This is a genomic window from Kitasatospora sp. NPDC051164, from assembly GCF_044455625.1.
Taxonomy (GTDB): Bacteria; Actinomycetota; Actinomycetes; order Streptomycetales; family Streptomycetaceae; genus Kitasatospora.
Map to the genome: position 1 here is coordinate 108,646 of NZ_JBITFB010000013.1, position 24,935 is coordinate 133,580.

22 protein-coding genes are annotated in these 24,935 nt (G+C 73.4%); 8 read left to right on the forward strand and 14 right to left on the reverse strand.

Annotated elements, in window-relative coordinates; all coding sequences use genetic code 11:
- Positions 1–15: 15 nt before the first annotated feature.
- The gene (locus tag ACIBEC_RS20630) at positions 16–1,404 is read right to left on the reverse strand and encodes a family 2 encapsulin nanocompartment cargo protein terpene cyclase (RefSeq protein WP_360501782.1); all 1,389 of its coding nucleotides are present in this window, start codon (positions 1,402–1,404) and stop codon (positions 16–18) included.
- Positions 1,405–2,050: 646 nt separating this feature from the next.
- Here ACIBEC_RS20630 and ACIBEC_RS20635 point away from each other — a divergent pair.
- Positions 2,051–3,376, forward strand: coding sequence for a radical SAM protein (locus ACIBEC_RS20635; protein ID WP_360501779.1), 1,326 nt, complete (start codon positions 2,051–2,053; stop codon positions 3,374–3,376).
- Positions 3,377–3,492: 116 nt separating this feature from the next.
- Here the strand turns inward: ACIBEC_RS20635 and ACIBEC_RS20640 are convergent, their stop codons facing one another.
- Positions 3,493–4,296, reverse strand: a complete 804-nt coding sequence (locus tag ACIBEC_RS20640; protein WP_360501777.1) for a thioesterase family protein — start codon at positions 4,294–4,296, stop codon at positions 3,493–3,495.
- Between the two features lie 161 nt (positions 4,297–4,457).
- Entirely contained in the window at positions 4,458–5,453 is a 996-nt protein-coding gene (gene sph / locus ACIBEC_RS20645; RefSeq protein WP_360501774.1) for a sphingomyelin phosphodiesterase, read from the reverse strand.
- A gap of 312 nt (positions 5,454–5,765) precedes the next feature.
- On the opposite strand from sph, the gene ACIBEC_RS20650 reads away from it, so the two are divergent.
- Positions 5,766–6,467, forward strand: coding sequence for a hypothetical protein (locus ACIBEC_RS20650; protein WP_360501771.1), 702 nt, complete (start codon positions 5,766–5,768; stop codon positions 6,465–6,467).
- Positions 6,468–6,542: 75 nt separating this feature from the next.
- Complete coding sequence (locus ACIBEC_RS20655; protein ID WP_360501769.1) at positions 6,543–7,115, forward strand: PH domain-containing protein; 573 nt, start codon at positions 6,543–6,545, stop codon at positions 7,113–7,115.
- Between the two features lie 75 nt (positions 7,116–7,190).
- On the opposite strand, the gene ACIBEC_RS20660 is transcribed toward ACIBEC_RS20655, so the two are convergent.
- The gene (locus tag ACIBEC_RS20660; RefSeq protein ID WP_360501766.1) at positions 7,191–7,931 is read right to left on the reverse strand and encodes a hypothetical protein; all 741 of its coding nucleotides are present in this window, start codon (positions 7,929–7,931) and stop codon (positions 7,191–7,193) included.
- A gap of 460 nt (positions 7,932–8,391) precedes the next feature.
- On the opposite strand from ACIBEC_RS20660, the gene ACIBEC_RS20665 reads away from it, so the two are divergent.
- Positions 8,392–9,582 (forward strand): hypothetical protein, encoded by a 1,191-nt coding sequence (locus tag ACIBEC_RS20665; RefSeq protein WP_360501763.1) that lies wholly within the window; start codon positions 8,392–8,394, stop codon positions 9,580–9,582.
- 65 nt (positions 9,583–9,647) lie between these two features.
- On the opposite strand, the gene ACIBEC_RS20670 is transcribed toward ACIBEC_RS20665, so the two are convergent.
- Both ACIBEC_RS20670 and ACIBEC_RS20675 read right to left on the reverse strand, forming a co-directional pair.
- On the reverse strand, positions 9,648–9,863 hold the full coding sequence (locus ACIBEC_RS20670; RefSeq protein ID WP_360501760.1) for a hypothetical protein: 216 nt from the start codon (positions 9,861–9,863) through the stop codon (positions 9,648–9,650).
- 86 nt (positions 9,864–9,949) lie between these two features.
- Positions 9,950–10,639, reverse strand: a complete 690-nt coding sequence (locus ACIBEC_RS20675; RefSeq protein ID WP_360501757.1) for a ribonuclease H — start codon at positions 10,637–10,639, stop codon at positions 9,950–9,952.
- Positions 10,640–10,828: 189 nt separating this feature from the next.
- Between ACIBEC_RS20675 and ACIBEC_RS20680 the strand changes: the two genes are divergently transcribed.
- Positions 10,829–11,065, forward strand: coding sequence for a hypothetical protein (locus ACIBEC_RS20680; RefSeq protein ID WP_360501755.1), 237 nt, complete (start codon positions 10,829–10,831; stop codon positions 11,063–11,065).
- On the opposite strand, the gene ACIBEC_RS20685 is transcribed toward ACIBEC_RS20680, so the two are convergent.
- Positions 11,041–12,759, reverse strand: coding sequence for a histidine decarboxylase (locus ACIBEC_RS20685; protein WP_360501753.1), 1,719 nt, complete (start codon positions 12,757–12,759; stop codon positions 11,041–11,043). The two genes, ACIBEC_RS20680 and ACIBEC_RS20685, sit on opposite strands and share 25 nt — an antisense overlap.
- A 160-nt stretch (positions 12,760–12,919) precedes the next feature.
- On the opposite strand from ACIBEC_RS20685, the gene ACIBEC_RS20690 reads away from it, so the two are divergent.
- Positions 12,920–13,411 carry an Lrp/AsnC family transcriptional regulator gene (locus tag ACIBEC_RS20690; RefSeq protein WP_360501750.1) on the forward strand — a complete coding sequence of 164 codons (492 nt, stop codon included), beginning with the start codon at positions 12,920–12,922 and terminating at the stop codon, positions 13,409–13,411.
- A gap of 79 nt (positions 13,412–13,490) precedes the next feature.
- Here the strand turns inward: ACIBEC_RS20690 and ACIBEC_RS20695 are convergent, their stop codons facing one another.
- Entirely contained in the window at positions 13,491–14,132 is a 642-nt protein-coding gene (locus tag ACIBEC_RS20695; RefSeq protein ID WP_360501747.1) for a TetR/AcrR family transcriptional regulator, read from the reverse strand.
- Positions 14,133–14,221: 89 nt separating this feature from the next.
- On the opposite strand from ACIBEC_RS20695, the gene ACIBEC_RS20700 reads away from it, so the two are divergent.
- Together ACIBEC_RS20700 and tsaA are read left to right on the forward strand one after the other, a co-directional pair.
- On the forward strand, positions 14,222–14,857 hold the full coding sequence (locus ACIBEC_RS20700; RefSeq protein ID WP_360501745.1) for an NAD(P)H-binding protein: 636 nt from the start codon (positions 14,222–14,224) through the stop codon (positions 14,855–14,857).
- 85 nt (positions 14,858–14,942) lie between these two features.
- Positions 14,943–15,389, forward strand: a complete 447-nt coding sequence (gene tsaA, locus ACIBEC_RS20705) for a tRNA (N6-threonylcarbamoyladenosine(37)-N6)-methyltransferase TrmO (protein WP_360501742.1) — start codon at positions 14,943–14,945, stop codon at positions 15,387–15,389.
- 54 nt (positions 15,390–15,443) lie between these two features.
- Here tsaA and ACIBEC_RS20710 read toward each other — a convergent pair whose 3' ends face one another.
- The 6 genes from ACIBEC_RS20710 to ACIBEC_RS20735 form a co-directional block, all read right to left on the reverse strand.
- Entirely contained in the window at positions 15,444–16,601 is a 1,158-nt protein-coding gene (locus tag ACIBEC_RS20710) for a hypothetical protein (protein ID WP_360501740.1), read from the reverse strand.
- Between the two features lie 104 nt (positions 16,602–16,705).
- The gene (locus tag ACIBEC_RS20715) at positions 16,706–17,146 is read right to left on the reverse strand and encodes an ATP-binding protein (protein WP_360501737.1); all 441 of its coding nucleotides are present in this window, start codon (positions 17,144–17,146) and stop codon (positions 16,706–16,708) included.
- 57 nt (positions 17,147–17,203) lie between these two features.
- The gene (locus ACIBEC_RS20720; protein ID WP_360501734.1) at positions 17,204–17,830 is read right to left on the reverse strand and encodes a hypothetical protein; all 627 of its coding nucleotides are present in this window, start codon (positions 17,828–17,830) and stop codon (positions 17,204–17,206) included.
- A 106-nt stretch (positions 17,831–17,936) separates the two neighbouring features.
- Positions 17,937–20,378 (reverse strand): SpoIIE family protein phosphatase, encoded by a 2,442-nt coding sequence (locus ACIBEC_RS20725; protein ID WP_360501732.1) that lies wholly within the window; start codon positions 20,376–20,378, stop codon positions 17,937–17,939.
- Between the two features lie 22 nt (positions 20,379–20,400).
- A complete protein-coding gene (locus tag ACIBEC_RS20730) occupies positions 20,401–24,264 on the reverse strand; it encodes a HAMP domain-containing protein (RefSeq protein WP_360501729.1) in 3,864 nt (1,287 codons plus the stop codon).
- A 219-nt stretch (positions 24,265–24,483) separates the two neighbouring features.
- Positions 24,484–24,855 carry an STAS domain-containing protein gene (locus ACIBEC_RS20735; RefSeq protein ID WP_360501726.1) on the reverse strand — a complete coding sequence of 124 codons (372 nt, stop codon included), beginning with the start codon at positions 24,853–24,855 and terminating at the stop codon, positions 24,484–24,486.
- Between the last annotated feature and the right edge of the window lie 80 nt (positions 24,856–24,935).

Sequence of the window (24,935 nt, forward strand, 5' to 3'; positions counted from 1 at the left end):
GCCGGGGGCGAGTGGTCACCAGAAGTCGGGCAGGGTGTAGCGGTGGGTGTTGGTCTGGTGCCAGTAGTGGTTGCCGTCGAGCCACGCGGCCACACCGCGCAGGAAGCGCACCAGAGTCGGCACCGGACAGGCGACGGCCAGGGCGGCCGACTCGGCCTCGAAGGCGCGCATCAGGTCGTTGTGGACCTCGACGGCCTTCAGGTAGCCCTCCTTGCGCGAGACGCCCTCGCGTTCGGAGATCACCACGGGCAGGTTCAGGTGCAGGCCGGGGCCGGCCAGCTCCTTGGTGTACGAGTACAGGTCGTTGACAATCGTGGTGGCGTTGCCCGCGAGCGCGATCACCCGCTGCATGGCGGGCAACGCGTGCAGCTCGACGGGCAGCTCGTAACCGCCGACGGTGTCGGTGATCGTCGGACAGGGGCGGAAGTTGTTGAACTGGCGCATGGCCAGGTACTCCCACACCTCCGGCACGTGGTCCGTCTCCGCCCAGGCCGCCTCGGCCAGGTACCCCAGGTGCAGCCGTGCCATGTCGTGCCGGAAGCGGTCCGACTGGGAGGGCGTGGAGGCACGGACGAAGTAGTCCATCGCCGAGCGGTACGAGCGCCGGGGGGCGTCCTCGGACAGCGAAGCCTCCCAGGCCGGGTGGTACTCCGGCGTGGTGTGCAGCGGGTCGATCGCGGTGTGCGCGAGCAGCAGGCGGCTGCCCAGGCCGACCGGCGATCCGCCGAGGTCCTCGCAGTAGCAGTCGTCCACCGCGTTCTCGGCCACCATCAGGCGGGCCGCGAGCATCAGGTGGTCGATGCTGGGTGCGTCGGGGTGGCAGGCCACCATGTAGCGCCCGGTGGAGAACCCGTCGAAGTCCTTCTCCCACTCCGGCGGGTAGAGCTCGATCTCGTCGATCGCCCAGGCCTTGATCTTCAGGCTGAGCGCCTCCACCCGGACCGGGTCGGGCTCGGCGATCGGGTGGTGGTAGAGACCGGGGATGGGGTCGCCGGTCCTGGGCTTGCCACCGCTCGGAGCCTTGGCGGCCGGAGCCACCCCGAGCGCGGCCGATCCGAGCGCCGCCACGCCGGGCAGGGCGGGGACGGACAAGGCGGGGAGGGACAGGGCAGGAACGGACAAGGCAGGGACGGGCGGCACCTGGACGTCGGACACCACGACTTCGGACACCACGGCCTCGGACACCGGGGTCTCCGCAGCCGAGACCTCGGGGGCCGACACCTCGGGGATCGCGACCTGCGGGGCTGCGACCTCGGGGGCCGACACCTCGGGGACCGCGACCTCGGGCTCCGGGACCTCAGGCGTCACGGCCTCAGGCGCCGGGACCTGCGGCCTCAACTGCAGCCCGGCGGTGCCCAGTCCGGTGGGCCCGCGCAGGATCCGCTCGATCGCCGGGGAGCTCATGAGCCCACCGCCGGGGCGGCGGCGGGCCCGGGTGGTGAGTCCGCTCGGACACACAGGGGCATGAAGCCTCCTCTGAGAAGGATCGCACGATATGACGGGTCGTCATCTCGCCCGCCGCGAAGGGAACTCCTGGCAACGGACCCCGTCTTCGCTCGATTCCCAACCGTAGGCGCGAAGGCCCGTTCCGGAACGCAACGGACGATCTTCTACACCCGATAGGGTGAACGTTCATGCTGGCGGCGTTTGGTTGCGCCCCTGTCATGCATCTGCCCGCACAGGGCGCCCCGCCCCGCATCGACCCCCTCGACGCCCCCGGCCCCCCGCGTCAACCCGGCGCACCCCACCCGTGTCCCGTTCCGGCCGTCGGCGTTGTGCCCTTCGCGGCGGGGTTTGTTCGAATGCAGATGGCCGACCTCACTCCGGAGAACCCGTTGGAACGCGGGCCGGCCGACCTCTGGGCCGGTGGGATCCTCTGGTCGGCCCAACTCCTCGAACACGCCCTGGGCCCGGAGCTTCCACCGTGCCGCCGACATCGTCGACGACCTGTCGGTCTTCCTTCGCGTGGCCGGGCACGGCCGGGCGCGTAAGGGGGAGAAGAATGGCCACGGCTCCGTGGAGGATCGGAGCCAGGAAGGAAGACCAGCGCATGGAGAGCCAGGCCCGCAGCCGCACCGCACTCATCGAGGGGCTCATGGAGCGCTATCCCGACGTGCCCCGGGAGGCGGTGATCAAGGAGGACCTGCTGCGGGGCGGCATGGCCTTCGACGAGTCCGCGCTCAGCGGCAGTGCCGGCACCGACGGGGGCGGCGAGGTCAAGCCGAAGTCGTACTTCATCTTCTCCTTCGACCACCGCACCCTGCCCGAGCTGGGCGCCGCCGCGCTCAACCGGCCGCCGGAGGAGATCGTGCTGACCGGCGGGCCGTACGGGCTGCGCCGCACGGTGGTGTCGGTGCGGGTCAACCCGGACTCGCCGTACCGGGTCGGCGCCGGGGAGGACGGCACGCTCGGCCTCTACCTGGACGGTGCGCGGATCGCCGACGTCGGTCTGCCGCCGATGCCCGACTACTACCGGCACACGCTGGCCAACGGGAAGTCGGTGATGGAGGTCGCCCCGACCATCCAGTGGGGTTACCTGATCTACCTCACGGTGTTCCGGGTCTGCCAGTACTTCGGCGCCAAGGAGGAGTGCCAGTACTGCGACATCAACCACAACTGGCGCCAGCACAAGGCCGCCGGCCGCCCGTACACCGGGGTCAAGCCGGTCGAGGAGGTGCTGGAGGCGCTGGCACTGATCGACGAGCACGACACCGCCCGCGCCTCCCAGGCGTACACCCTCACCGGCGGCGCGATCACCTCGCACGTCGGCGGCCGGGACGAGGCCGACTTCTACGGGCAGTACGCCAAGGCCATCGAGGAACGCTTCCCCGGCCGCTGGATCGGCAAGGTGGTGGCCCAGGCGCTGCCGCGCGAGGACGTCCAGCGCTTCCACGACTACGGCGTGCGGATCTACCACCCCAACTTCGAGGTGTGGGACCGGCGGCTCTTCGAGCTGTACTGCCCGGGCAAGGAGCGCTACGTCGGGCGCGACGAGTGGCACCGCCGGATCCTCGACTCCACCGAGGTGTTCGGGCCGGAGAACGTGATCCCCAACTTCGTCGCGGGCGTGGAGATGGCCGAACCCTTCGGCTTCACCACGGTCGACGAGGCGATCGCCTCCACCGAGGAGGGCCTGCGCTTCTTCATGTCCCACGGCGTGGTCCCGCGCTTCACCACCTGGTGCCCCGAGCCCACCACCCCGCTCGGCAAGGCCAACCCGCAGGGCGCACCGCTGGAGTACCACATCCGGCTGCTACAGACCTACCGCGCGACCCTGGAGGAGTTCGGGCTCTCCTCGCCACCCGGCTACGGCCCCGCCGGCCCGGGCCGGGCGGTCTTCTCCGTCAGCTCCTTCATGGACTCGCTGCCCGCGTAAGCCCGCCCTCCTGAGCGCACACCGCTACGGCGCCGCCCCCTCAGAGGGCGGCGCCGTCGGAGGCGCTTCGGGGCATCACGGCCGCATCGGATTGACCGGCGCGATCGTCGGGCCGGTCAACTCCCGTTCTGCGGGCGGACGGTGAGGATCTGCTCGGCGCGGCCCACCGGCCCGTACTCGTCGTGCAGGACGGTGCTGGTGACACCGTGACCGGCCGGGCCGAAGCTGACGCTGGTGTCCAGGCCGGTCCAGGGGCCCTCGGGGCGGCGGTGGAGGTGGATCGTCAGGTCGGTGTTGGGGAACATCCACTCGGTGGGGTCCTGCCGGGCGGCGATGCCGTTGGCGGTGTCCACCAGCGCGATGAAGGAGGCGTGCGGGCTGCTGGGCTCTCCGGCGACCAGTCCGGCCCGGCTGGAGATCCAGGCGGCGGCGCGGCCGGGGGCCGTCTCGCGGCGGCGGACGTCGATCGAGGAGATGTAGCCGCCGCCCCACAGCCCGCTCATCGTCCAGGGCTCGAACTCCTCGGGCGCGGGCAGCCGCTGGTCGTGGGTCCCGGCGATGGCGGCGGTGTCGAGTTCGGCGAGGAACCACGCGCGGGCCCGGACGACGGCGCGCTCCCCGATCATCACGGTGGCCTCGACCAGTTCGATGGTGCGCCCGGGCCGGACGGTCTCCACGGTGACCTCGAACTCCTCGAGGGCGATCAGGCCGAGTATGTCGAAGCTGATCCGGGTCAGCGCCAGGCCGTTGCCGGGGCGGCCGGCACGGTACTGGTCGATCGCGTGGACGATCAGGCCGCCGAGCGGGCTGAAGTGCTGCTCGTCGGGGTGCCAGGCGCCCTGGGCCTGGAGGGTGGGCTTGTAGCGGTTCTCGCCGGTGCGCTGGTAGTAGCTGTCGGGCGCGGTGGTGGGGGTGGTCACGTGCGCTTCTCCTCGGGCCGATCGCTGGTCACCGGGCGGGCGCCGCCGGGGTACGACGGCGCCCGACCTCGGCGTTCAGGATCGTAAGGGGCCGAACCGCCTCCGGGGCGTGACGGTGACGCATCCCACACCCCGCTGCCCCTTCGGCAGCCCGCGCGGCGTCAGTGCGCGGCGAGCGGGTAGTGGTCGGAGAGGTCGGTGTAGGTGTAGCTCTTGCCCCAACTGCTCACCGTCCAGGGCGCGCTGTGCACCCGGACGACCTGGTTGGTGTACTGCTGCGGGCGGGCGTGGTCGGCGCGGTAGAGCACGTAGTCGAGGTCCTCCCTGGGCTCGCCCGGGTAGCGGTAGGCGGCGATGGAGTTGTCGGCGGTGTCGAAGGAGTACGGCCAGCCGGTGCGGGCGGACGCCGGGGCGAGGTTGCCGTTGTCCAGCAGCGCCTGGTACTCGGAGCCGTGGGAGTCGATGTTGAGGTCGCCCGCGAGGACGATCGGCTCGCCGGCCGGGATCCGCTTGGCGTCGAGGAAGCCGCGCATCGCGGTGAGCTGCTTGGCGCGGATGTCCGCCGCCTGGCCGCTGGTGCAGCCCGAGTCGGTGGACTGCAGGTGGGTGCCGACCACGTGGGTGCGGCGTCCGTCGACGTCCAGCACGGCGTAGACGAAGCCCTTGTTGGAGAACCAGTCCGAGCCGCACGCGTCCTTGTAGACGTACTGTTCCTTGTGCAGGATCGGCCACTTGCTGAGCAGGGTGACCCCGCCGTCCTCGGGGGTGGTGGAGCTGTAGCTGCCGGAGGTGGCGTCCCAGCCACTCGTGGAGCGGCCGACCACGGGCGTGTGGTACGGGTACGCGGCCGAGGCCTTCGCGGTCAGCGCGTCGGAGGCCGCGTTGTCGAAGGCCTCCTCCAGCACGACCACGTCGTGGCCCTGGAAGAAGTCCGCCGAGGTGACCGCCTGCGCCCGGTACTGCTGGCCCCAGTTGGGGTAGAGCGTGGTGCTCATCAGGAACACGTTGTAGGTGAGCACGTCGAGCGGGGGCGCACTCTTCTCTGTCGACGTGGCGGCCGGCGCGCTCTCGGCCGAGGCGGGGGCGGCGCCGAGCGTGGCGAGCACGGTGGCGGCGGCGCCGGCGGCGAGGGCACGGCGGACGGACGACAGCGGCATCTGGGCTCCGTGGGGCGTGTCGTGGACCCGTCGGGTCGCGGGATGTTGTGTATCCAACGTGCCGGTCGGCACGGACCGCAAGACGTCGGGCGAGCATTCGGTGAACTCGCCGGTAACACCCGCACGAACCAGCGAACAGGCGGTCACCGGACCGCCCTGCCTGCCCCCGCTCTTCCGGCCGTCGGGGACTGCGGTCACACTGTCGCAGGCACGGCAAACGGGCACCGCAAACGGGCACCGCAATGGCCACGGCAGCGGGCACGGCAGTGGGCACGAAAAGAACGCACCACCGCACCACCGGACGGGGGCCACATGGCAGGCAGGAAGAAGCAGAAGAGACCGCTCGCCGAAGGGGTGGTCCGGCCGCCGAAGCGGGTTCGCAGGCGCCCGGCACCGGAGCTGTCGCCGCGGGCGGTCCGCCGGACGGCGTGGCTGGTCGGGCTGCTCACCCCGGTGCTGATGGTCGGCCTGCTGGCGATCGCCACCGACCCGGACTACCAGCTCCTCTGCACGATCCCCGCGTTCCTGGTGTTGTCGACGGGCATCATCGGCATGGGGGTCGTCCGGGCCCGCGGCTGGGTGATCTGGCCGGCCGTCCTGCTCGGTGTGCTGCTGATGGTGCTTCCGACGACGAGCATCCGCGCGCAGATCCTGTCCCATCGCGCGGTGAAGACCGAGGTCGTGGTCACCGGCGCCCACAGCGCGAAGGACCGGAGCGGGAAGGTGAGCTGGACCTGCGACATCCGCCGCGCCGACGGGCAGCCGCTGCCGCACGGCCAGGTCGGCGGGTTCGGCTGCTCGGGCAGGTCCGACGTCGGCACCACCATGAACGTCCTGGTCGACCCGGAGGGCTGGGCCCCGCCGGCCTCGCTGGACGAGGACCTGTCCTTCCGCGGCGGCGGCCTCTACGTCACCGCCGCAGCCGCCGTCCTGTGGGGCCTGCTCACCCTGGGCGCGGCGCGCCGCACCCTCCGGGAGTCGGCCGCGACCGCCGGCCGGAAGGGCCGCAGGTAGCGGGCGAGGAGGTCCCCGGGAAGTGATCCGCACCCCCCTGTTCCGGCCCGGGGGCGCAGGCGTAATCTGCGCCGTGTGAACGAACTGATCTTCCGGGGGAAGGACTTGTTCCGGCCCTCGTGGTCGAACCTCGGGCCGCTCCTCGTCGTGATCGTGCTCCAACTCGTCTTCGGCGGGATGAAGCTCGGCACCTGGGGCGCACTCTGGCTGGTCCTCGGGACCCTGGTGCTCGCCGTCCCGGCCTTCGTCCTGAGCTGGCGCTGCTGGAGCCGGGTCGGCGGCGACGGCGTCACCGTCTGCTGGGGTGTCGGCCGCGGCCGCACCTACCCGTGGCACGAGGTCCGTTGGATCGATGTGCGGGAGACCAAGAGCAACGGCTCGACGTCGTACGCGGCGCGGATCCACCTCACCGACGGGCGGCGCCGCTCGCTGCCGGGCCTGCAGACCAGCGCGATCTACCCGGCCGCGGACTTCGAGGTGAACTTCCGGCGGCTGGTGAACTGGTGGGAGTACAGCACGGACGCGACGCAGCGGGTGAAGCCGGCGAAGCAGTTCCGGGACCGGCTGACGCCGACGGTGATCGGCGTGCTCGTCGGGATCGTCGTCGTCGTGGTGGTCTTCGTCGTCGTCGCCCTGCAGGGGCAGTAGTCACGGAAAGCCGATCGGCCCCGGCTCCCATCGGGGAGCCGGGGCCGACGCGTGTTCAGGCCGCCTACGGCGAGGTCACTGCTGCCCGGGGTAGCCCGGCTGGCCGCCGTAGGGCGACGCCTGCGGCGGGTACGGCTGGGCCGGGGCCGCCGGGTAGGCCTGCTGCGGCGGGTAGGGCTGCGCCGCCGGGTACGGCTGCTGCTGCGGCGGGTACGGCTGGGCCGGCGGGGCCGGGTAGGCCTGCTGCGGCGGGTACGGCTGCGCGGGCGGCGCCGGGTAGGCCTGCTGCTGCGGGAAGGGCTGGCCCTGCTGCGGGTATGCCTGGCCGGGCTGCCCCGGGTACGGCATGCCGGTGGGCGCGAGCTCGAACGGCTGCGAGGACGGGTCGATCGACCCGGGCGGGAAGGCCGTGCTCAGCTGGTCCATCTCGGCCCGCCAGTAGCGGTGGATGTTCAGCCGGGTCGGCTTGGTGCTGGTGGGCAGCTGCAGGTACATCGAGCTCCAGATCGAGGCCCGCTTGACCCGGCTCACCGGGAAGGCGTTCCGCGGGAAGACCGCGACCACCTCGCCGGGGCGGTTGGTCCAGCGGCTGGCCGTGTTGACCACGATCGAGCTGTTGGTGAGCGTCAGGAAGTAGAACTGACGGGTCAGTGCGACGATCAGGCCGAGCAGCGGCACCTCGTCGAAGACCGCGTTGAGCCACGGGCTGGGGCCGGTCTCCACGTGCACGCACGCGATGAACGTCTCCCCCGGCGGCGCCACCTGCGAGAGCTTCTCGATGACCTGGGCCTTCTGCTTCGCCCGGCGTATTGCCATGCTTTCGGTACCTCTTACCCCGTCGTGTCCGCCGACCTTGCCCGGCGGGAAATCGGCTGAGGTTAGCAGGTGGTGGGCGGGCTCTGAACATCCCTTCCTGGCAAAGGTTTTGCCATGTTTCCGCTGGTCAGCGCGGCGGCCACCGCCATCGCCCGGCGGGCGGACGACGGATCAGGCCGCATCGGGCGTTCTCGGGCCGGATTGGTTAAAGCCTGGGCCAAATAATCGTGTGACTACTTGCTGATAATGTGTTCACCTGTGTAGGCGCTGTGGCGCTGCATGCCGCAGGGGAGGAAAGGCCCGTCAGTCCGATCGGGCCCAGTCACACAGGAGTTGCACCATCAACACCGCCATCCGCAAGGCCGCTCGCGGTGCGATACCCGTCGCCGTCACCGCTTCCGTCCTCGCCACCGGTCTCGCCGCCTGCGGCACCGTCGAGCAGCTCTCCGCCGCCCAGAAGGTGTCCAAGGCCTTCGACAAGGTCGGTGACGGCAAGTCGGCCGGCTTCGCGCTCTCCATCGACGCCACCCCCGAGCAGATCGTCGCCTTCGCCAAGGCCACCGGGGAGAAGGGCGTCGGAGGCAAGGGCGCCGGACGCAAGCGCGCCGACGGACAGATCGACGAGAAGAGCGCCAAGGCGCTGTCCGGGCTCACACTCGCCGTCGCGGTCTCCGGCGACAAGCCGCTCAAGGACATCGACGCCTTCAAGAGCGCAAAGGGCTCGGCCGCCGGCAACGACCTGACGCTCGACAAGTCGGTGCGCATCTCCTACGTGCTCTCCGACCGCAACGGCACCGCGCTGCTGGAGTACCGCCAGGTCGACGCCACGGGCTACCTGCACGTCGACGCCAAGGGCCTGGTCAAGCTCGTCGGCGAGGACCCGTCCCAGGTGGACGCCGTCAGCAAGGACCTGCCGCCGGACATGGGCCCGGTCAAGGAGGTGCTGGCCGGCACGTGGGTCTCGCTCGACCTCCAGGAGCTCGCCGACGAGGCGAAGAAGAACGACGGCAAGAAGGCCACCCCGAGCGCCGCGCCCACCGCCGACCCGGAGGCCGCCAAACAGCTCGTCAACTCGCTGAAGGACGTGCTCAGCCGCACCGTCACGTACGAGGACAAGGGCAAGAAGGACGGCGCCGAGCACATCTGGCTGAGCGCCCCGGCCCGCCAGCTGGTGGACGAGATGTTCAAGGCCGTCAAGCCGGTCGCGGACAAGTTCCCGCAGCAGTTCGGGAAGTTCCCGAGCCAGGCCCCGAGCGACGTGCCGGACCGCAAGGTCGGCGTCGACCTCTACCTGAAGAACGGCGCCTTCTCCTCCGCCACGTTCGACCTCGCCCAGCTGCAGGACAAGATCGAGCCGGGCGTCAACTTCCCGGTGAAGCTCGCCTTCAACCAGTCGGCCCCGAACGTCCAGGTTCCGGCCGGCGCGGTGAAGATGACCAGCGCGGACCTGACGAAGGCGGTGCTCGGCCTCGCCGCCGGCCCCGGCGGCGGCCTCGCCCCGGAGGGCGGCCCGGCCACCACCGCGGCACCGCTGACCGACGCCCAGCTCAAGGAGCTCGCCAAGCTCGGCGTCCCGGAGTCCCAGGCCCGCGCGTTCAACTCGCTGGGCATGAGCTTCGAGGACATCAAGGAGATCACGCAGGAGACCTGATCCAGCTCGACCCCGCCACCACGACCGGCCGGCCGCACCTGCGGCCGGCCGGTCGCGTTCCGCCCCTACACCGCCTGCACGGCACGCCTGGCCGACAACTCGACCCGGCCTGACCGCAGATGGCTGCGGTGACCGTCGGTGAACTCCAGCCGCAGGCTGCGGTCCACCGGGGCGGCCACGACGACGGCGCTCTCGACCGCGGCGTAGGACGACTCGCGATAGACCCACACCCGGTCCCCGACATGGAACTCCGCCGTCGCCGAGACGATCACCGCACCCACCTCCGGCTCCGCCGGGACCTTCCCACCGGGATGTACGGACGGGAGCCCCGGCGGACTCAGCGCGACGGCGGTCCAGGTACCCGCTGTCAGGCGTGGGCCGCGACGCACTCCGGGTGGCCCCAGCTGCTGCCGACCTTGGTGATCTTGTCGCCCTTGGCGTACGGGCGGCTGCACGGGCAGGTGCCGGGGTAACGGGCGGCGAGGGTACGGGCGGTGCCCGAGGAGGTGCGCTTCGCCGGGCTGCCGGCCGAGGCGGGGCGGGTGGTGCGGGGCTTCGGGGCGGCGGCCGGGTCGGGCTCGGGGAGGTCGGCGGCGGTGCCGGAGGCGTCCCGCTGGGTGCGGGCGGCGTCGCTGGCGGCCTTGTCGGCGATGGCGTTCAGCGGGTCGCCGTCCACCTGGTGGGCCGGGACGTAGACGAAGGTGACGTCCCGGTCCTCCAGCAGCGCGTCGATCGCCTGGATCAGCTCCTGGTTGGCGACCGGCTTGCCGGCCGCCGTCTTCCAGCCGTTGCGCTTCCAGCCCTTCAGCCACTTGGTCACCGAGTCGCGGGTGTAGGTGCTGTCCAGCCGCACCTCCAGCGGCACGGCCGGGTCGGTCGCCGCCAGCAGCCGCTGGAGCGCCGTCAGCTCGCCCACGTTGTTGGTGCTGTGCCCGAGCGCCCCGGACTCCCAGCGCTGGGGCGCCCCCTGGGCGTCCGCCACCACGTACGCCCAGCCCGCCGGGCCCGGGTTGCCCTTGGCTGCTCCGTCACACGCTGCAATGACTCGTTCGACCATGCCCCGATCATGCCTGGTCGGGCAGCCGGGAACCAAAGCCGCTCGGCCGCACAGCCCGCTCAGTCCCGCAGGCCCGCAGGCCCGCAGGCCGGCGGTCCGGCAGTCCCGCGGAGAGCGACCCGACCTGGTGGGCGGCGAACGGCCGCTCCGGACTCGCCGTCGTCCCGACTCCGTGCTGTCGTAGGGCGCATGATCACTTCACCGTCGGCCCGCCTGGCCGTCCCGCTCGCGACCGCCCTCCTCGTCTGCGCCGCCGGCGCCCCCGCCTGGGCGCTCCCGTACGACGTCACCGCCGAGCAGTGCCAGGAGGCCGGCGGCACCGTGCAGGGCGTCGGCTACTGCGTGGGCGCCGTCGGTGCGGACGAGTGGGGGGCGGACATCGACGGGCAGGGCGTCAACGCCTACCCGAACGCCGGGGACCGGTGAGCGTCCTCGACCGGTAGGCCCAGGATCGCCGGGTCCTCGGCGAGTTCGGCCAGCAGGGCGTCCAGCTTCGCGCGGTCGACCGAGGGCATCACGAAGACGTGCACGTAGCTGCGCCGGGTGGTCTCGTCGCCCGGGACCAGCAGCACGTCCTGGGAGGACAGCGACCACTTGGCCACCAGCTCCGGGCTCGGCTGGCGGAACCGCACGGTGACGGCGCCCGGGGTGCGGGCCGGCCAGAGCTCGACGCCGAGCTCCCGCTCCATGGCGACCAGCCGCCGCTCCAGGTAGGCGGCGAGCTCCTGGGCCGCGCGGATCCGGTCCACCTGGTCCTGGTAGGAGTACCGGGACAGGTGGTCCCAGAGGATCAGCGGGGAGAAGCCGTTGCGGGAGCCGGCGAACGTGGTGTCCGGCGCGCCGATGTAGTCCGGCTGGGACGGCGGCGAGATCTGGTACTTCACCTTCGTCATGTAGATCCCGCACGGCCACGGCGCACCGGCCCACTTGTGGCCGCTCATCGCGATCGAGGAGACCATGTCGACCTCGCCGCACTCGGCGCTGGGCAGCCGCAGGCCGAAGTCGAACTCGGGCAGCTCCACCTCGGGGGTCCAGCCGTACGCCTCCGGGTCCTGGGCGGCCAGGCGCAGGAACGGCGCGTAGCCGGCGCCGAGCGCGCCGTCCACGTGGATCCAGAAGCCGCGGCGCACGTCGACCAGCGGCTCCCCGGTCACCGGGTCGGTGCCGCAGACCACCTCGCGGCGGACCAGGCCGTACCGCTCGAAGATCGGGAGCAGCCGCTCGCAGACCGCGCGGACGTCGTCGTGGGCGCCCTTGAAGGTGCTGCCCAGGTTGAGGTTGACGAAGACCGGGTGGCCCTTGGCGGCGAAGAACTCGACGAGTGTGGCGAGGGCGTCGACGTCTATCGCGCCGGGGCCGTCCCAGGACAGGCCGGACGGCCCCGGGCTGGACGGCACCTCGGTGGGCCAGGTGCGGAGGCCGGTCACGGGGTCGACCAGCGGGCACTCGTCGGCGTACTTCTCCAGGCCCACGGCGTGGAAGGTCTCGACGCCCAGGACGCGGACGGCCTTGGCGAAGGAGTAGTGGGTGTCCTCGGAGTAGAACGCCACCGGGTGGTGCGCGTTCGGGTTCGACCGGTCGGGCGTGGCCTTCACGTAGCGCAGCGCGTCGAAGGGGGTGGTCGGCGGCTGGATCAGCGCCTTGCCGCTCAGGTAGTCCCGGGCGTTCCAGAGGGCGTACATGTTGCCCTCGGTCGAGCCCATGGACAGCATGTAGCCCCAGTAGGACTCGGGGTCGGCCGGGTCGTGCGGGCGCTCGGCGTGCCACAGCTTCGCGTAGTAGTCGAGGACGGCCCGCTCGACGACCTTGGTGTTGGGCTTGTAGCCGCCGCTCTGGAACGGGTCGCCGAGGTTGTTGATGTTGTTGGGCATGAACCGGGCCAGGTCCAGCGCGGTGCCCTGCATGTCCTGGGTGGCCTGGTACCCGACCAGGTGCTTGCGCTTGCGGGTCAGGTACTCGTCGACCGCGTCGAGTGCGCGGAGCCGCTGTGCGTCGTCCAGTCCGCCGGCCGGGAGCGCGAAGTCGCCGCCGGCCAGCTCCGGGCCGGGGTCGACGGCCGTCGGGGCGGCGGCGTCCGGGTCGGCGGCCGGGGCGAAGGTGGCGGACGCGGTCGGGCTCATGGGCAGGGCACTCCGGGCTCACGGTGGGTGGCGACGGGCGTTCGCCGGTCGCGGCAAGGATGGAACCTTTCGCCGCCCACGGGAAGCTCCTCCGAAGAACATTCGATCCGGTGTCGATCAGGTTTGCGAATCTGCGGAAACGGCTGCCATCCTGGCGGGCATGCCGAACAATCCGCAGGCCCGGCGGGCACCGGTCGACGACGTGGACCGGGCGATCATCCGCGCCCTGGCCGACAACGCCCGCCTCCCGAACAACGCCCTCGCGGCGGCCGTCGGCATCGCCCCCTCCACCTGCCTGGCCCGGGTCCGGGCGCTCCAGGAACGCGGCATCATCCGCGGCTTCCGCGCCGAGCTCGACCCCGCCGCGATCGGGCTGCCGCTCCAGGCGATGATCTCGGTCCGGCTCCGCGCCCACACCCGCGAGCAGAACGAGAGCTTCCGCAGCACCGCCCCCGACCTGCCCGGCGTCCTGGCCGTCTTCCACATGGCCGGCTCGGACGACTACCTGCTGCACGTCGGCGTCGCGGGCCCCGAGGCGCTGCGCGACTTCGTGGTCGACCACCTCACCACCCACCCGGCGGTAGCCCAGACCCGGACCAACCTGATCTTCGAGCAGATACCGGGCCGCCGCTACCTCGCGCCCGGGCGCTGAGCGTCCGTCGCCCTCGGGCCACTGATCAGCGGAGGCCGTCGAGTCCCCGGATGGCGCCGGGTCCCCGGATGGCGCCGAGTCACCGGATTCCGTCGAGCAGGGCCCGCACCGTCGCGGTCGCGAACTCGTCCAGGGTGACCGGACGGATCGCCTCGGCCGGGCCCTCACCGGCGTAGAAGAGCTCCAGGAAGGCGCGGTGGAAGCAGGCGCCGATCAGGAGCATCGCGGCAGCGTCCGGGTCGACCGCCGTGGAGACGCGGCCGAGCCGCTGCTCGGCGCGCAGGTAGTCGGCCAGGTGCACACCGACGTGGTGCGGGCCGGAGTCGCCGAGCTTGGCGCGGTGGGCGGCGAGCAGCTCGGGGCTGGCGAAGAGCGATCCGGCCATCGGGAACGACTGCCGGTAGAACGGGACGGCGACCCGGACCACCGCCTCCAGGTGCTCGCCGACCGTGTCCTCCCCTGCCCGGCCGGGCAGCTCGGCGACGGCGGCCGCGAGACGCGGGGCGCGTTCGCGCAGGACACGGACGAAGATCTCCTCCTTGTCCCGGAAGTGCTTGTACAGCGCCGCCTCCGAGCAGCCCGCCTCCCGGGCGATCTCCTTCGTGGTGGCCCGGACGAGCCCCACCGTGCCGAGCAGGCGGGCGGCGGCGTCGAGTACCCGCGCCCGGGTCAGCGCCGCCCCGGTGAGCGGCTCGGTTCCGTCATGTCCGTCATGCGTCATGGACGTGATCCTACCTTGACAGGTGGGTGAGTACTCACTCACCATCGAAGAAGAAGGAAGTGAGCACTCACCCACCCCCGGGAGGGGTCATGAAACTCGCTGTTCTGGGCGCCACCGGCGGCGTCGGCCGCCATCTGGTCGCCCATGCGCTCGCCGACGGACACCACGTCACGGCCGCCGTCCGCGACCCGGGCCGGCTGACCGTCCACCACGACCGGCTGACCGTGGTCAGGGCGGACTCCCTCGACCCCGCCTCCCTGAAGCCGGTGATCGAGGGCGCCGACGCCGTCCTCTCCGGCATGGGCCAGGCCGGCCGTTCCGATCCCCTCAAGCCCGCCTCGACCTCCGCCCGCGCGGCGGCCACCGCCATGGCAGCCGTCGGGGTCCGGCGCCTCCTCGTCGTCAGCGCCGCGCCCCTCAACCGCGCCGGGACCGGCCAGGCCTTCGCGACCGCGAAGCTGTTCGGGCCCCTGCTGTGGGCGGTCCTCAAGGACGTGTACACCGACCTCGAAGCCATGGAGCGCGTCCTGCGCGACAGCGGCCTGGACTGGACGGCCGTACGGCCCCCGCGCCTCACCGACAAGCCCGGCCTGGGCCGGTACCGCCACGCCGTCGAGGCCGGCCCGGCCGGCAACAGCATGCCCCGCGCCGACGTGGCCCGGGCCATGCTGGACTTCCTCCCCGACCCGGCCACCTACCGCCACGCCGTCGGCATCAGCTCCTGACACCCGCCGCCGAGCACCCGGCCGCCGACGGTCGGGCCCGCTACGGTGCTGGCGGACGGAGTCCCGGACTGCAACGGAGGGCGCAATGACGGACACGGGTTTCCCCGGGCGGGGCGAACCGGAGCAGAGCTTCGAGGTGCGGGTGATCGGGCGGGTGGAGTCGCCGTTGCTGGAGCGGGCGGGGGCGCCCCGGCAGGGGGACGAGGGCGGGCCGGCCGCGTGGGTGGCGTTCGACGCGTCGGTGGGCCGGGGGCTGCGGGACCTGGCGGTCGGCCAGGAGGTGCTGCTGCTGACCTGGTTGGACCGGGCCGACCGGGAGGTGCTCGCGGTGCATCCGCGCGGGGAGCGCTCCCGGCCGGAGACCGGGGTGTTCGCCACCCGCTCGCCGGACCGGCCCAACCCGATCGGGCTGCACCGGGTCACCGTCCTGGCCGTGGACGGCCTGCGGCTGCGGGTCAGCGACCTGGAGGCCATCGACGGCACCCCGGTGCTGGACGTGAAGCCGGTGCTGCCCGGGGTCGGCGAGCGGTAGCGGGCGAACGGCCGTCAGGCGGGCCGCGCCGCCGTCAGGTGGGGCGAACGGCCGTCAGGCGGGCCAGCGCAGGACCGCGCCGAGGCCTCCGGGCGGCCCGGGGACGGTGTCCGGGACGAGCAGCGCCTCGGCCCCGGAGGCCGCGCCGGCGCGCAGCAGGGCGTCGGCGGCGGGGGCCTGTGCCGGGTGGGCGACGCCCATGCTGCGCAGGTCGGCCCGGTGGACGCCGAGGTGTTCGGGTTCGGGACCGGTCCACACCGGGCGTTCCGGGTCGTGGCCGCTCGCCTGTAGGAGCAGCGCGGCGAGCTGGTGCTGCCGGGCGGCGCTCACCACCGCGGGGATGCCCCGGGCGGCCGGCCCGGGCGCGGTCTCGGTGCCGGCGCTGTCGGTGCCGTGCTCGCCGGGGCGGCCGACGGCGGTGTGGAAGGTTTCCAGCACCTCGGCCAGGTGCCGGGCGCGGTGGTCGTCCCAGGCTTCGGCGAGGCGCCGGCCGAAGGCTTCGCCGATGTTCCCGTCGGACCGGCCGCCGCCTTCCAACTCGACGGTCAGGGGCTGCAGTTGCCTCGGCAGCCGGTCGTGGACGGCCCGGCGCTCACGGGCTTCCCCGGTGAGGACGAGCAGGCGGGCGCCACTGTCCGGCCAGACCCGGGCGAGGTGGTCGGCGATGATCCCGGCGGTGCGGTCCCAGGTGTCCTCGACGCGGTGCCGGTAGTGCCACTCGTAGCGGTCGGCGGGCGGGGCGCGGTGTCCCCGGCCCTGCCACTGCGGGCTCTCGACCGTGCCGAGCGGGTCGCTGCGGCCGAGCTCGTACCGCTCGAGCGTGGCGCCGGTGCGGTCGACGGCGGCGAGCAGGCAGGCGGGCGCGGCGTCGTCCAGCAGGCCGACCAGCGGGCTGGTGTGCGGAAGCGGGGCCCAGGTGGCGGCCACGTCGGGCGGGGAGACGGCGAGCGGGACGTCCAGGGCCACCTCACCGTCGGTTGCGAACAGCGCCCGCCCGGCCGGGGAGCCGGCGGCTGGTTCGGCGGCCAGGTGGTCGCGGACGGCCGCGCAGGTGTCCTCGTCGGTGCCGGCGTCGGCCAGCCGGTGCACGGCGGCGCGGTCGATCAGCGCCCGGCGCCGGACGGCGTCCTCGGTGGCACGGTCGGTGTCGAGGTAGACGGTGGCCCAGGGGCCGGGCCGGTCGAGCAGCGGGGTGAGGAACGCGAGGTCCATGGTGGCCTCCCGTGGTGGATGGGCAGGCTCTACGGGCTTGTCCCGGTGCGCTCGCCCCGGTGGGGCGGCTGCCGGGTCCGCCGTGGACGGCTTACTCGGGGCACCTACCCGCCTGGGCCCGGCGGACACCGCTGCGCGGGCATCCGCAGCTCGCACCAGACCGCCTTCCCTGGGCCCAGCGGGCGCCAGCCCCAGCGCCGGCTGAGCCGGTTCACCAGGAACAGTCCGAGGCCCCCCGATCCGTCGTCGCCGTATGGTGCCCGGGGCATCGGCGGGCGGCGGCTGGGGTCGCTGACCTCGATGCGCAGCGCGCCGTCGGTCCGGACGAGCAGCAGTGCGCCGGGGCCGGCGGTGTGGCGCTGCGCGTTGCCGACGAGTTCGGAGACCAGCAGCACGGCGTCGGCGACCACGGCCCGGTCCGGCACGTCGGCCAGGAACCGGGCGGTGACGGCGCGCGCCTCGGCCGCCGCCCCTCGCCGGCCCGCGAGTGGCAACCGCACCGCTTGCGCGGCCGGGCGGACGGAGGGCGCCCGGGCCCTCGACATGCGATCGCCTCTCCTCCGTGCCGACTCGACGGGCTTCGGTCCGTGTGCGGGCTTCGGTCAGCGGCCGAACAGATGACGGATCCGGCCTCCCGGTTGTGGTGACGCCTCCCGGCCACCCTGCTCGGCGGCTTGTTCCTCTGACGGCGGTTCATCCGGCCGCGCGAACCCCTCGTCGGAGCCCGTCGCCTGGGCGGCGCGGTCGCCGTAGGCGCGTTCGTCGTTGGCGCGGCGGTCGTCGTAGGAGCGCTCGCCGTAGGCCCGGTCGTCGTAGGCCCGTTCGTCGTAGGCCCGTTCGTCGTTTGCGCGGCGATCGTCGTAGGCCCGCTCGCCGTCGACCGGCGCCGCGCGCTCCGCCGGGGCGGACCGCCCTACCGGCTCCACCCGCTCGACGGGCTCCACCGGCTCCACCGGTTCGGCCTCCTGGTACGCCACCCGGCGCCGTGCCGGTCGCGCCGCACCCACCGCACGCCCGGCCCGCCGGGTCGACCGCATCAGGGCGAGGCCGAGGCAGAAGAGCAGCGCGAGGGCCACGCCGGAGAGGAAGACGCCCAGAGTGTTCAACGTCACGAGGTCGTTTCCCAGGATCGTGACCTGGTAGTCGGGCCCGCCGGAGAGGTTGTCCGCGATCAGCAGCCCGACGAACGCGCCGGACGCCGACATCAGCAGAAGTCCTAGCAGCAACATGGGGGTCCCTTCCGTCCCGTTCTGCGCCCCCGACAGGTCGCGCCTACCCGGACCGTGCGGTCCGTAACGGGCCGTGTCCTGCGGCCCCCGGTGCTGCCCCGTGGCCCTACTCGGTCTGGACGGCGATCAGGCAGGTGTCGTCGTCGGTGTCGGCGGGGCTGAGTTCGAGCAGCCGGTCCAGGTACTGCTCCAGGTCCGGGCCGGGGGCTCCGGCCGCGCGGATCAGCTGCTCGACGGATTCCTCGACCGGGTGGTCCCGGCGCTCGACCAGCCCGTCGGTGTAGAGCAGCAGGACGTCCCCGGGGTCGAGCCGGGCGGTGCTCTCCCCGTACTGGGCGTCGTCCAGGGCGCCGAGCAGCACGCCGTGCGGCAGGGGCAGCACGTGGGCGCCGTCGGCGCCGAGCCGGATCGGCGGCAGGTGGCCGGCCCGGGCCCAGCGCAGCTCGCCGTCGGCCGGGTCGAGCAGCACGCAGACGGCGGTCGCGGTGACCTGCCCGGGTTCGCGCAGGGCGACGGCGTTGGCCCACTCCAGCAGCCGGCCCGGGCCGGCGCCGGTGACCGCGAGGCCGCGCAGGGCGTGCCGCAGCGCGACCATCCCGGTGGCCGCGCCGACGCCGTGTCCGGCCACGTCGCCGACCGCGAGGAGCACCCGTTTGTCGGGCAGTGGCATGACGTCGTACCAGTCGCCGCCGACCCGGTCGCGCTGGGCGGCGGGGCGGTAGCGGACGGCGGCGTGCACACCGGTGACGCCGAGCGGAGGCGGTGCGGCCGGGAGGATGGCCTGCTGGAGCCGCAGCGCCAGCTGCTCCCGTTCGGCGGACTCCTGCTCGCTGTCGGCGAGCCGCTCCCGGGTGGCGCCGAGCGCGACCTCCGTCCAGTGCTGGGCGGACACGTCGTGGTAGGCGCCGCGGATCGCGGTGAGCTGTCCGGCGTCGTCGAGTACGGGCTCGGCGATCACCCGGGTGAAGCGGTGGGTGCCGTCGGGCCGGTCGAGGCGGATGACGGCCGAGGCGGTGCGGTGGCGGTGCCGGACGGTGTCCAGCAGGCGGCGGATCGCGGGCCGGTCGTCCGGGTGGGTGTGCCGCGCGAGCCGGGCCAGCGGCACCGGCGCCGCGTCCGGCGGCAGCCCGTAGAGCTCGCGCAGCCCGTCGCTCCACCGGATCCGGCCCTCGGCCGGCCGCTCCTCGAAGCCGGCCACCCGGACGAGCCGGTGGGACTGGCGCAGCAGTGCGGTCCGCTCGTCCTCCTCGGCCCGCTCGTCGTCCAGCTGCCAGCACACCAGCAGTCGGCCGCCGAGCGGGACGACCGCGAGCAGGGCGGCGGCGGGGCCGGCGGCCCCGGTGTCCTGGAAGGCCAGCCGGACGCGTTCGGCCGGGCACGGCGTGCCCGTCTCGTACGCGTGGACCAGGCGGTCGAGCAGGCCCGCCGCGCAGGCGACCGGGTAGGACTCCAGCAGTGAGGCGCCCTCCAGCGTGTCCCGGGGGCGGCCGAGCGGGTCGCGGAACCGGGCGTTGAACCGCCGGATGGTGAAGTCGGCGGCCCGGTCGTCCCGGACGACGGGTTCCAGCAGCAGGGCGGGGGTGAGCAGCCCCTCCAGGAGGGCGGCGGTCTCCTCGGGCGTCACGGGCTCGCGGGGCGGGCCGAGCAGGGTCGTGCAGAGGTCGGCGAGCGCGTACAGCCGGCGGTGCTGGGGCGGGCCGAGCGCCGGGGCGGAGCCGGACCAGACCAGCTCCAGGGCGCCCCGGCGGCGGCCCTGGTCGACCAGCGGGAGGACGGCCCGGGCGGAGCCGACGCCCACCGAGGGCGCGTCGGTCCCCGGCTCACCGGGCCACAGCGCCACCCCGCCGCCGATCACCCACTGCGCGGGGGTGAGGACGCCGGGCGGCACCCGGTCCCAGGCGGCGGTCTCGTCGGCGGACAGCCCGGCATGCGCGGCGAGGGCGAGCACGCCGCCGGGCAGCCGCAGCCAGACGGCCACGGCACGGGCGCCGAGGGCCGCGCCGGTCTGGTCCAGCACGGCCTCGGCGGCACGCTGCAGGTCGGACGCGGCGGCGAGCGCGGGCGCGACGGGCGAGCCGGTTTCGGGCAGGTCCGGGTCGAGCGCGTCGAGGTCGGACGCACTGCCGTCGGATGTACCGAGGTCGGACGTACCGACGTCGGGTGCACCGAGGTCGCGCGGGTCGGCGCCGGGGGCCCCGAAGGTTCCCGCCTCGGGGGCCGGCTCCGGCAGCCCGGCGATGTCCGCCGCCAGCCCGGCGACCGGCACGCCCGCCTCCCGGGCCAGCCGGGCGAGGTACGCGGCGGCCTCGGCGACCCGCAGGCCGAGCCGCTCGGCCAGGATGCCGGTGGCGAGGTCGACGGCGGCCCTGGTCCGCGCCTCGGCGTGTGCCCGGGTGGCGGCCCCTTGCAGCCGCCGGACGGTCTCGGCCAACGCCCGGGCCGCGCGGTCCGCGGCCTCCCGCGCCGCGTCGCCCGCAGGTTCCTGCCCCGCGGCGGCGCCCACGGGCTGCGGCTCCGGGCGGTCCGCGGGTTCCCGCGCGGCGGTCATGGCGGGTCCGGTCGGCTCGTGGTCACAAGGCGTCCAGCCGGGTCCGCATGCGGTCGAGCAGGTGGACGGTGTCGACCGGCTTGGTGACGTGGTCGTCGGCGCCGGCGGCCAGGCTGCGGTCCCGGTCGCCGGGCATGGCCTTGGCGGTGACGGCGACGACGGGCAGCCGGTCGAAGCGGGTGTCGGCGCGGATCGCCTCGATGGCCGCGTAGCCGTCGAGTCCGGGCATCATGACGTCCATCAGGACGAGGTCGGTCTCCGGGTGGGCACGCAGCAGGTCGAGTCCGGCGCGGCCGTCGTCGGCGTGCAGGACGGTCAGCCCGTGCTGTTCCAGGGCCGCGGTGAGGGCGAAGACGTTGCGGATGTCGTCGTCGACGATCAGCACGGTCCGTCCGGCGAGCGGGTCGGCCCTCTGCGGGGCCGCCGGGTCCTGGACGGGATCCGCTCCTTGCGCCCCCGCCTCCCCCTTCGCCGCCGCCTCCCCCGCCGCCGACGGCCCGTCGTCGAGCAGCCGGATCAGCCGCTCCCGCAGGTCGTCCAGTCCCCGGGCGCGCTCCACGCTCCCGGGTGTGTCGCCCTCGCCGCCGTACCCGAGCACGGGTGTGCCCGCCGCCGCGGCGTCCGTCAGGGCGGGTGCGAGGCCGGCGGAGCGGGCGAGGTCGAGCAGCACGCACCGGTACGGGCCGCCGGCGAGCGCGTCCCGCAGCGCGGCCTCGTCGCCGACCCCGTCGACCCGCACCGGCGGTGCCGATCCGCCCAGTTCGGCGACGGCGGAGCGGGCGAGCTGGGAGAGCAGGGCCGGCGGGTCGGGCTCGACCACCAGGACCTGCGGCGCGGCGTGCGGGGCGTGGTCCGACGGCTGTTCGGGTTCGCCGAGCGGCAGGTAGAGGGTGAAGCTGCTGCCCCGTCCGACGGTGGAGCGGACGGTGATGGTGCCGCCGAGCAGCCGGGCGAGTTCCCGGCTGATCGACAGGCCGAGGCCGGTGCCGCCGTAGCGTCGCGCGGTGGAGCCGTCGGCCTGCTGGAAGGCGCCGAAGATGGTGTCCAGGTGGTCCGGGTCGATGCCGATCCCGGTGTCCTCGACGTGGAAGGCCACCGCCGCTTGCGGGCGGCCGAGTTCGGGCGGCAGGTCCGGCCCTTCGGCGCGTTCGATCCGCAGTTCGACCCGGCCGGCGTCGGTGAACTTGACGGCGTTGGAGAGCAGGTTGCGCAGTACCTGGCGCAGCCGGGCCTGGTCGGTGACGATCCGTTCCGGGACGGCCGGGCCGACGGTCACCTCGAAGGTGAGGCCCTTCTGGTCGGCCAGCGGCTCGAAGCCGGACTCCACGTACTCCAGCAGCTCGCGCACGGCGAAGGGTTCGGGGGTCAGCTCCATCTTCCCGGCCTCCACCTTGGAGAGGTCGAGGATGTCGTTGATGAGCTGGAGCAGGTCGGTGCCGGCCGAGTGGATCACGCCCGCGTACTCGACCTGTTTGGGGGTGAGGTTGCCGCCGGTGTTCTCGGCGAGCAGCTGGGCGAGGATGAGCAGGCTGTTGAGCGGGGTGCGCAGCTCGTGGCTCATGTTGGCCAGGAACTCGGACTTGTACATCGAGGCCAGGGTCAACTCCCGTGCGCGTTCCTCGAGTTCCTGGCGGGCCTGCTCGATCTCCAGGTTCTTCGCCTCGATGTCGCGGTTGCGCTGGGCCAGCAGGGCGGCCTTGTCCTCCAACTCGGCGTTGGAGCGCCGCAGTTCCTGCTGTCCTTCCTGCAACTCCTCGGATCGGGCCTGGAGTTCGGCGGTGAGCCGCTGGGACTCGCCGAGCAGCTCGTCGGTGCGGGCGTTGGCGAGCAGGGTGCCGATGTTGACGCCGCAGGCCTCGGTGAACTGCTCCAGGAAGTCGCGGTGGACCTCGGTGAAGGAGTGGACGGAGGCGAACTCCATGACGCCGAGCAGCCACTCCTCCAGCGCGATCGGCAGGACGACGACCGAGCGGACGTCGGCGGCACCCGCGCCCGAGGCGACGGTGGCGTAGCCGGGCGGCAGGTCGTCCACCAGGACGGTCCGCCGGGTGCGGGCGGCCTGTCCGACCAGGCCCTCCCCCAGCCGCACCCGCCGTTCCTCCCCGGCCGGGCGGCCGTAGGCGCTGATCAGGGCCAGCTCGGTGTCGGCTTCGCCCTCCACGGCGAGGAAGAACGCGCCGTACTGGGCGCCGATCAGCGGGGTCAGCTCGTCGGTGATCATCTCGGCGACGGAGCGGATGTCCCGGCGGCCCTGGATGGCGGCGGAGAAGCGGGCCAGGTTGGACTTCAGCCAGTCCTGCTCCTGGTTGGCCAGGGTGGTCTCGCGCAGTGACCCGACCATGGCGTTGATGTTGTCCTTGAGCTCGGCGACCTCGCCGGAGGCGTCCACGCTGACCGAGCGGGTCAGGTCGCCGGCCGCGACGGCGCTGGTGACCTCGGCGATCGCCCGGACCTGCCGGGTCAGGTTGCCGGCCAGCTCGTTGACGTTCTCGGTGAGCCGCTTCCAGGTGCCGGCGACCCCCTCCACCCGGGCCTGGCCGCCCAGCCGGCCCTCGCTGCCGACCTCGCGGGCCACCCGGGTCACCTCGGCGGCGAACGAGGACAGCGTGTCCACCATGGTGTTGACGGTGTTCTTGAGCTCCAGGATCTCGCCGCGCGCGTCCACGTCGATCTTGCGGGTCAGGTCGCCCTCGGCGACGGCCGTGGTGACCTGGGCGATGTTGCGTACCTGGCTGGTCAGGTTGTGCGCCATGAAGTTGACGTTGTCGGTGAGGTCCTTCCACGTCCCGGCGACGTTGGGTACCCGGGCCTGGCCGCCCAGGATGCCCTCGGTGCCGACCTCGCGGGCCACCCGGGTGACCTCGTCGGCGAACACGGACAGGGTGTCGACCATGGTGTTGATCGCGTCGGCCAGGGCGGCGACCTCGCCCTTGGACTCGACGGTGATCTTCCGGGACAGGTCGCCGCGCGCCACGGCGGTCGCCACCTCGGACATCGAGCGGACCTGGCCGGTCAGGTTGGAGGCCATCACGTTGACGTTGTCCGTGAGGTCCTTCCACGTCCCGGAGACGCCCCGGACGGTGGCCTGGCCGCCGAGGTTCCCCTCGGTGCCGACCTCGCGGGCCACCCGGGTGACCTCGCCGGCGAAGGCGGACAGCTGGTCGACCATCGTGTTGATGGTCTCCTTCAGCTCGAGGATCTCGCCGCGCGCGTCCACCCGGATCTTCTGCGACAGGTCGCCCTCGGCCACGGCGGTGGTCACCGAGGCGATCGCCCGGACCTGGGCGGTGAGGTTGTCGGCCATGACGTTCACCGAGTCGGTCAGGTCGCGCCACGTCCCGGCGACGCCCGGCACCTGCGCCTGCCCGCCGAGCCGGCCCTCGCTGCCGACCTCGCGGGCCACCCGGGTCACCTCGGCGGCGAACGAGGACAGCGTGTCCACCATGGTGTTGACGGTGTTCTTGAGCTCCAGGATCTCGCCCCGAGCTTCCACCTCGATCTTCTGGGTGAGGTCGCCGCGCGCCACCGCCGTGGTCACCTGGGCGATGTTGCGCACCTGCCAGGACAGGTTGCCCGCCATCGCGTTGACCGCGTCGGTCAGGTCCAGCCAGGTCCCGGCCGCGTCCGGCACCTGCGCCTGGCCGCCGAGCCGCCCGTCGGTGCCGACCTCGCGCGCCACCCGGGTCACCTCGGAGGTCACCCGGGCCAGTTGGTCGGCCATCCCGTTGAAGACCTCGGCGATCTCCCCGAGCACGCCCGGCCGGTCCGGGGCGAGCCGGGTACGGAAGTCCCCGTCGCGTACGGCGGTCAGTCCCGCGAGCAACTGCCGCAGCGCCTGCTCGGCCGGGTCGGCCGCCGCGGCGCCGGGTACCGGGTGCTCGTCCATCCGTCCACCGTCCGGATCGCCCACACGGCCGGGGTGCGCCGTCCGGGCACCTCGGGTCCGGGGACGGCGGGGGTCCGCCGCCCTGCTCCCACTGTGCCACTGCGGGCCCCGGGGCCGCAGGTGGGGCAGGCGGTGCGGGCCGGGGAAGGCGGGAAGGCGGGCAGGCCGGGGGAAGGGAAACGATGCAGGCGGCCCGGACGGGAGCCGCGCCGGGCGGGCTCAGTCCGGCACGGCCTCGCGGATCACGAAGGCGTCGGTGACCCCGGTGAGTTCGAGCATGCGCAGGATCAGCGGCCTGGGCCGGGCCAGCTCGAACCGGCTCCCCTCGAGGGCGGCCCGAGCCTTGGACCGGAGCAGGGCGTTGAGCCCGGTGGAGTCGCAGAACTCCAGCCCGGCGCAGTCGATCACGATGACGGCGGCCGGCTCGGCGAGGGCACCCTCGACGGCGGACCGCAGGTCGGCCACCGAGTCCAGGTCCAGCTCGCCGTGGAGGACCAGCACGGTGCCCCGGGCCCACGGCCTGGCCTCGACGACGAGCCCTTCGACCCGATCGGCGGCCGGGTTCCCGGCCCACTGCGGGCGCTTCGTCATGAGCCTCGGGCTCCTCTCGCCGCGTCCGGGCCCCGGAGCCCGGTGCTCCCTGGCCGCTGACGCCTGCGACAGCGCGGTTA

Bases quoted from the DNA above. Each gene is read 5' to 3' on its own strand.
- ACIBEC_RS20730 (WP_360501729.1), bottom strand. From the start codon at position 24,264: ATGGACGAGCACCCGGTACCCGGCGCCGCGGCGGCCGACCCGGCCGAG.
- ACIBEC_RS20630 (WP_360501782.1), bottom strand. From the start codon at position 1,404: ATGAGCTCCCCGGCGATCGAGCGGATCCTGCGCGGGCCCACCGGACTG.
- ACIBEC_RS20685 (WP_360501753.1), bottom strand. From the start codon at position 12,759: ATGAGCCCGACCGCGTCCGCCACCTTCGCCCCGGCCGCCGACCCGGAC.
- ACIBEC_RS20710 (WP_360501740.1), bottom strand. From the start codon at position 16,601: ATGGACCTCGCGTTCCTCACCCCGCTGCTCGACCGGCCCGGCCCCTGG.
- ACIBEC_RS20725 (WP_360501732.1), bottom strand. From the start codon at position 20,378: ATGACCGCCGCGCGGGAACCCGCGGACCGCCCGGAGCCGCAGCCCGTG.
- ACIBEC_RS20675 (WP_360501757.1), bottom strand. From the start codon at position 10,639: ATGGTCGAACGAGTCATTGCAGCGTGTGACGGAGCAGCCAAGGGCAAC.
- ACIBEC_RS20635 (WP_360501779.1), top strand. From the start codon at position 2,051: ATGGAGAGCCAGGCCCGCAGCCGCACCGCACTCATCGAGGGGCTCATG.
- ACIBEC_RS20695 (WP_360501747.1), bottom strand. From the start codon at position 14,132: ATGACGCATGACGGACATGACGGAACCGAGCCGCTCACCGGGGCGGCG.
- sph (WP_360501774.1), bottom strand. From the start codon at position 5,453: ATGCCGCTGTCGTCCGTCCGCCGTGCCCTCGCCGCCGGCGCCGCCGCC.
- tsaA (WP_360501742.1), top strand. From the start codon at position 14,943: ATGACGGACACGGGTTTCCCCGGGCGGGGCGAACCGGAGCAGAGCTTC.
- ACIBEC_RS20690 (WP_360501750.1), top strand. From the start codon at position 12,920: ATGCCGAACAATCCGCAGGCCCGGCGGGCACCGGTCGACGACGTGGAC.
- ACIBEC_RS20720 (WP_360501734.1), bottom strand. From the start codon at position 17,830: ATGTTGCTGCTAGGACTTCTGCTGATGTCGGCGTCCGGCGCGTTCGTC.
- ACIBEC_RS20700 (WP_360501745.1), top strand. From the start codon at position 14,222: ATGAAACTCGCTGTTCTGGGCGCCACCGGCGGCGTCGGCCGCCATCTG.
- ACIBEC_RS20680 (WP_360501755.1), top strand. From the start codon at position 10,829: ATGATCACTTCACCGTCGGCCCGCCTGGCCGTCCCGCTCGCGACCGCC.
- ACIBEC_RS20715 (WP_360501737.1), bottom strand. From the start codon at position 17,146: ATGTCGAGGGCCCGGGCGCCCTCCGTCCGCCCGGCCGCGCAAGCGGTG.
- ACIBEC_RS20650 (WP_360501771.1), top strand. From the start codon at position 5,766: ATGGCAGGCAGGAAGAAGCAGAAGAGACCGCTCGCCGAAGGGGTGGTC.
- ACIBEC_RS20660 (WP_360501766.1), bottom strand. From the start codon at position 7,931: ATGGCAATACGCCGGGCGAAGCAGAAGGCCCAGGTCATCGAGAAGCTC.
- ACIBEC_RS20735 (WP_360501726.1), bottom strand. From the start codon at position 24,855: ATGACGAAGCGCCCGCAGTGGGCCGGGAACCCGGCCGCCGATCGGGTC.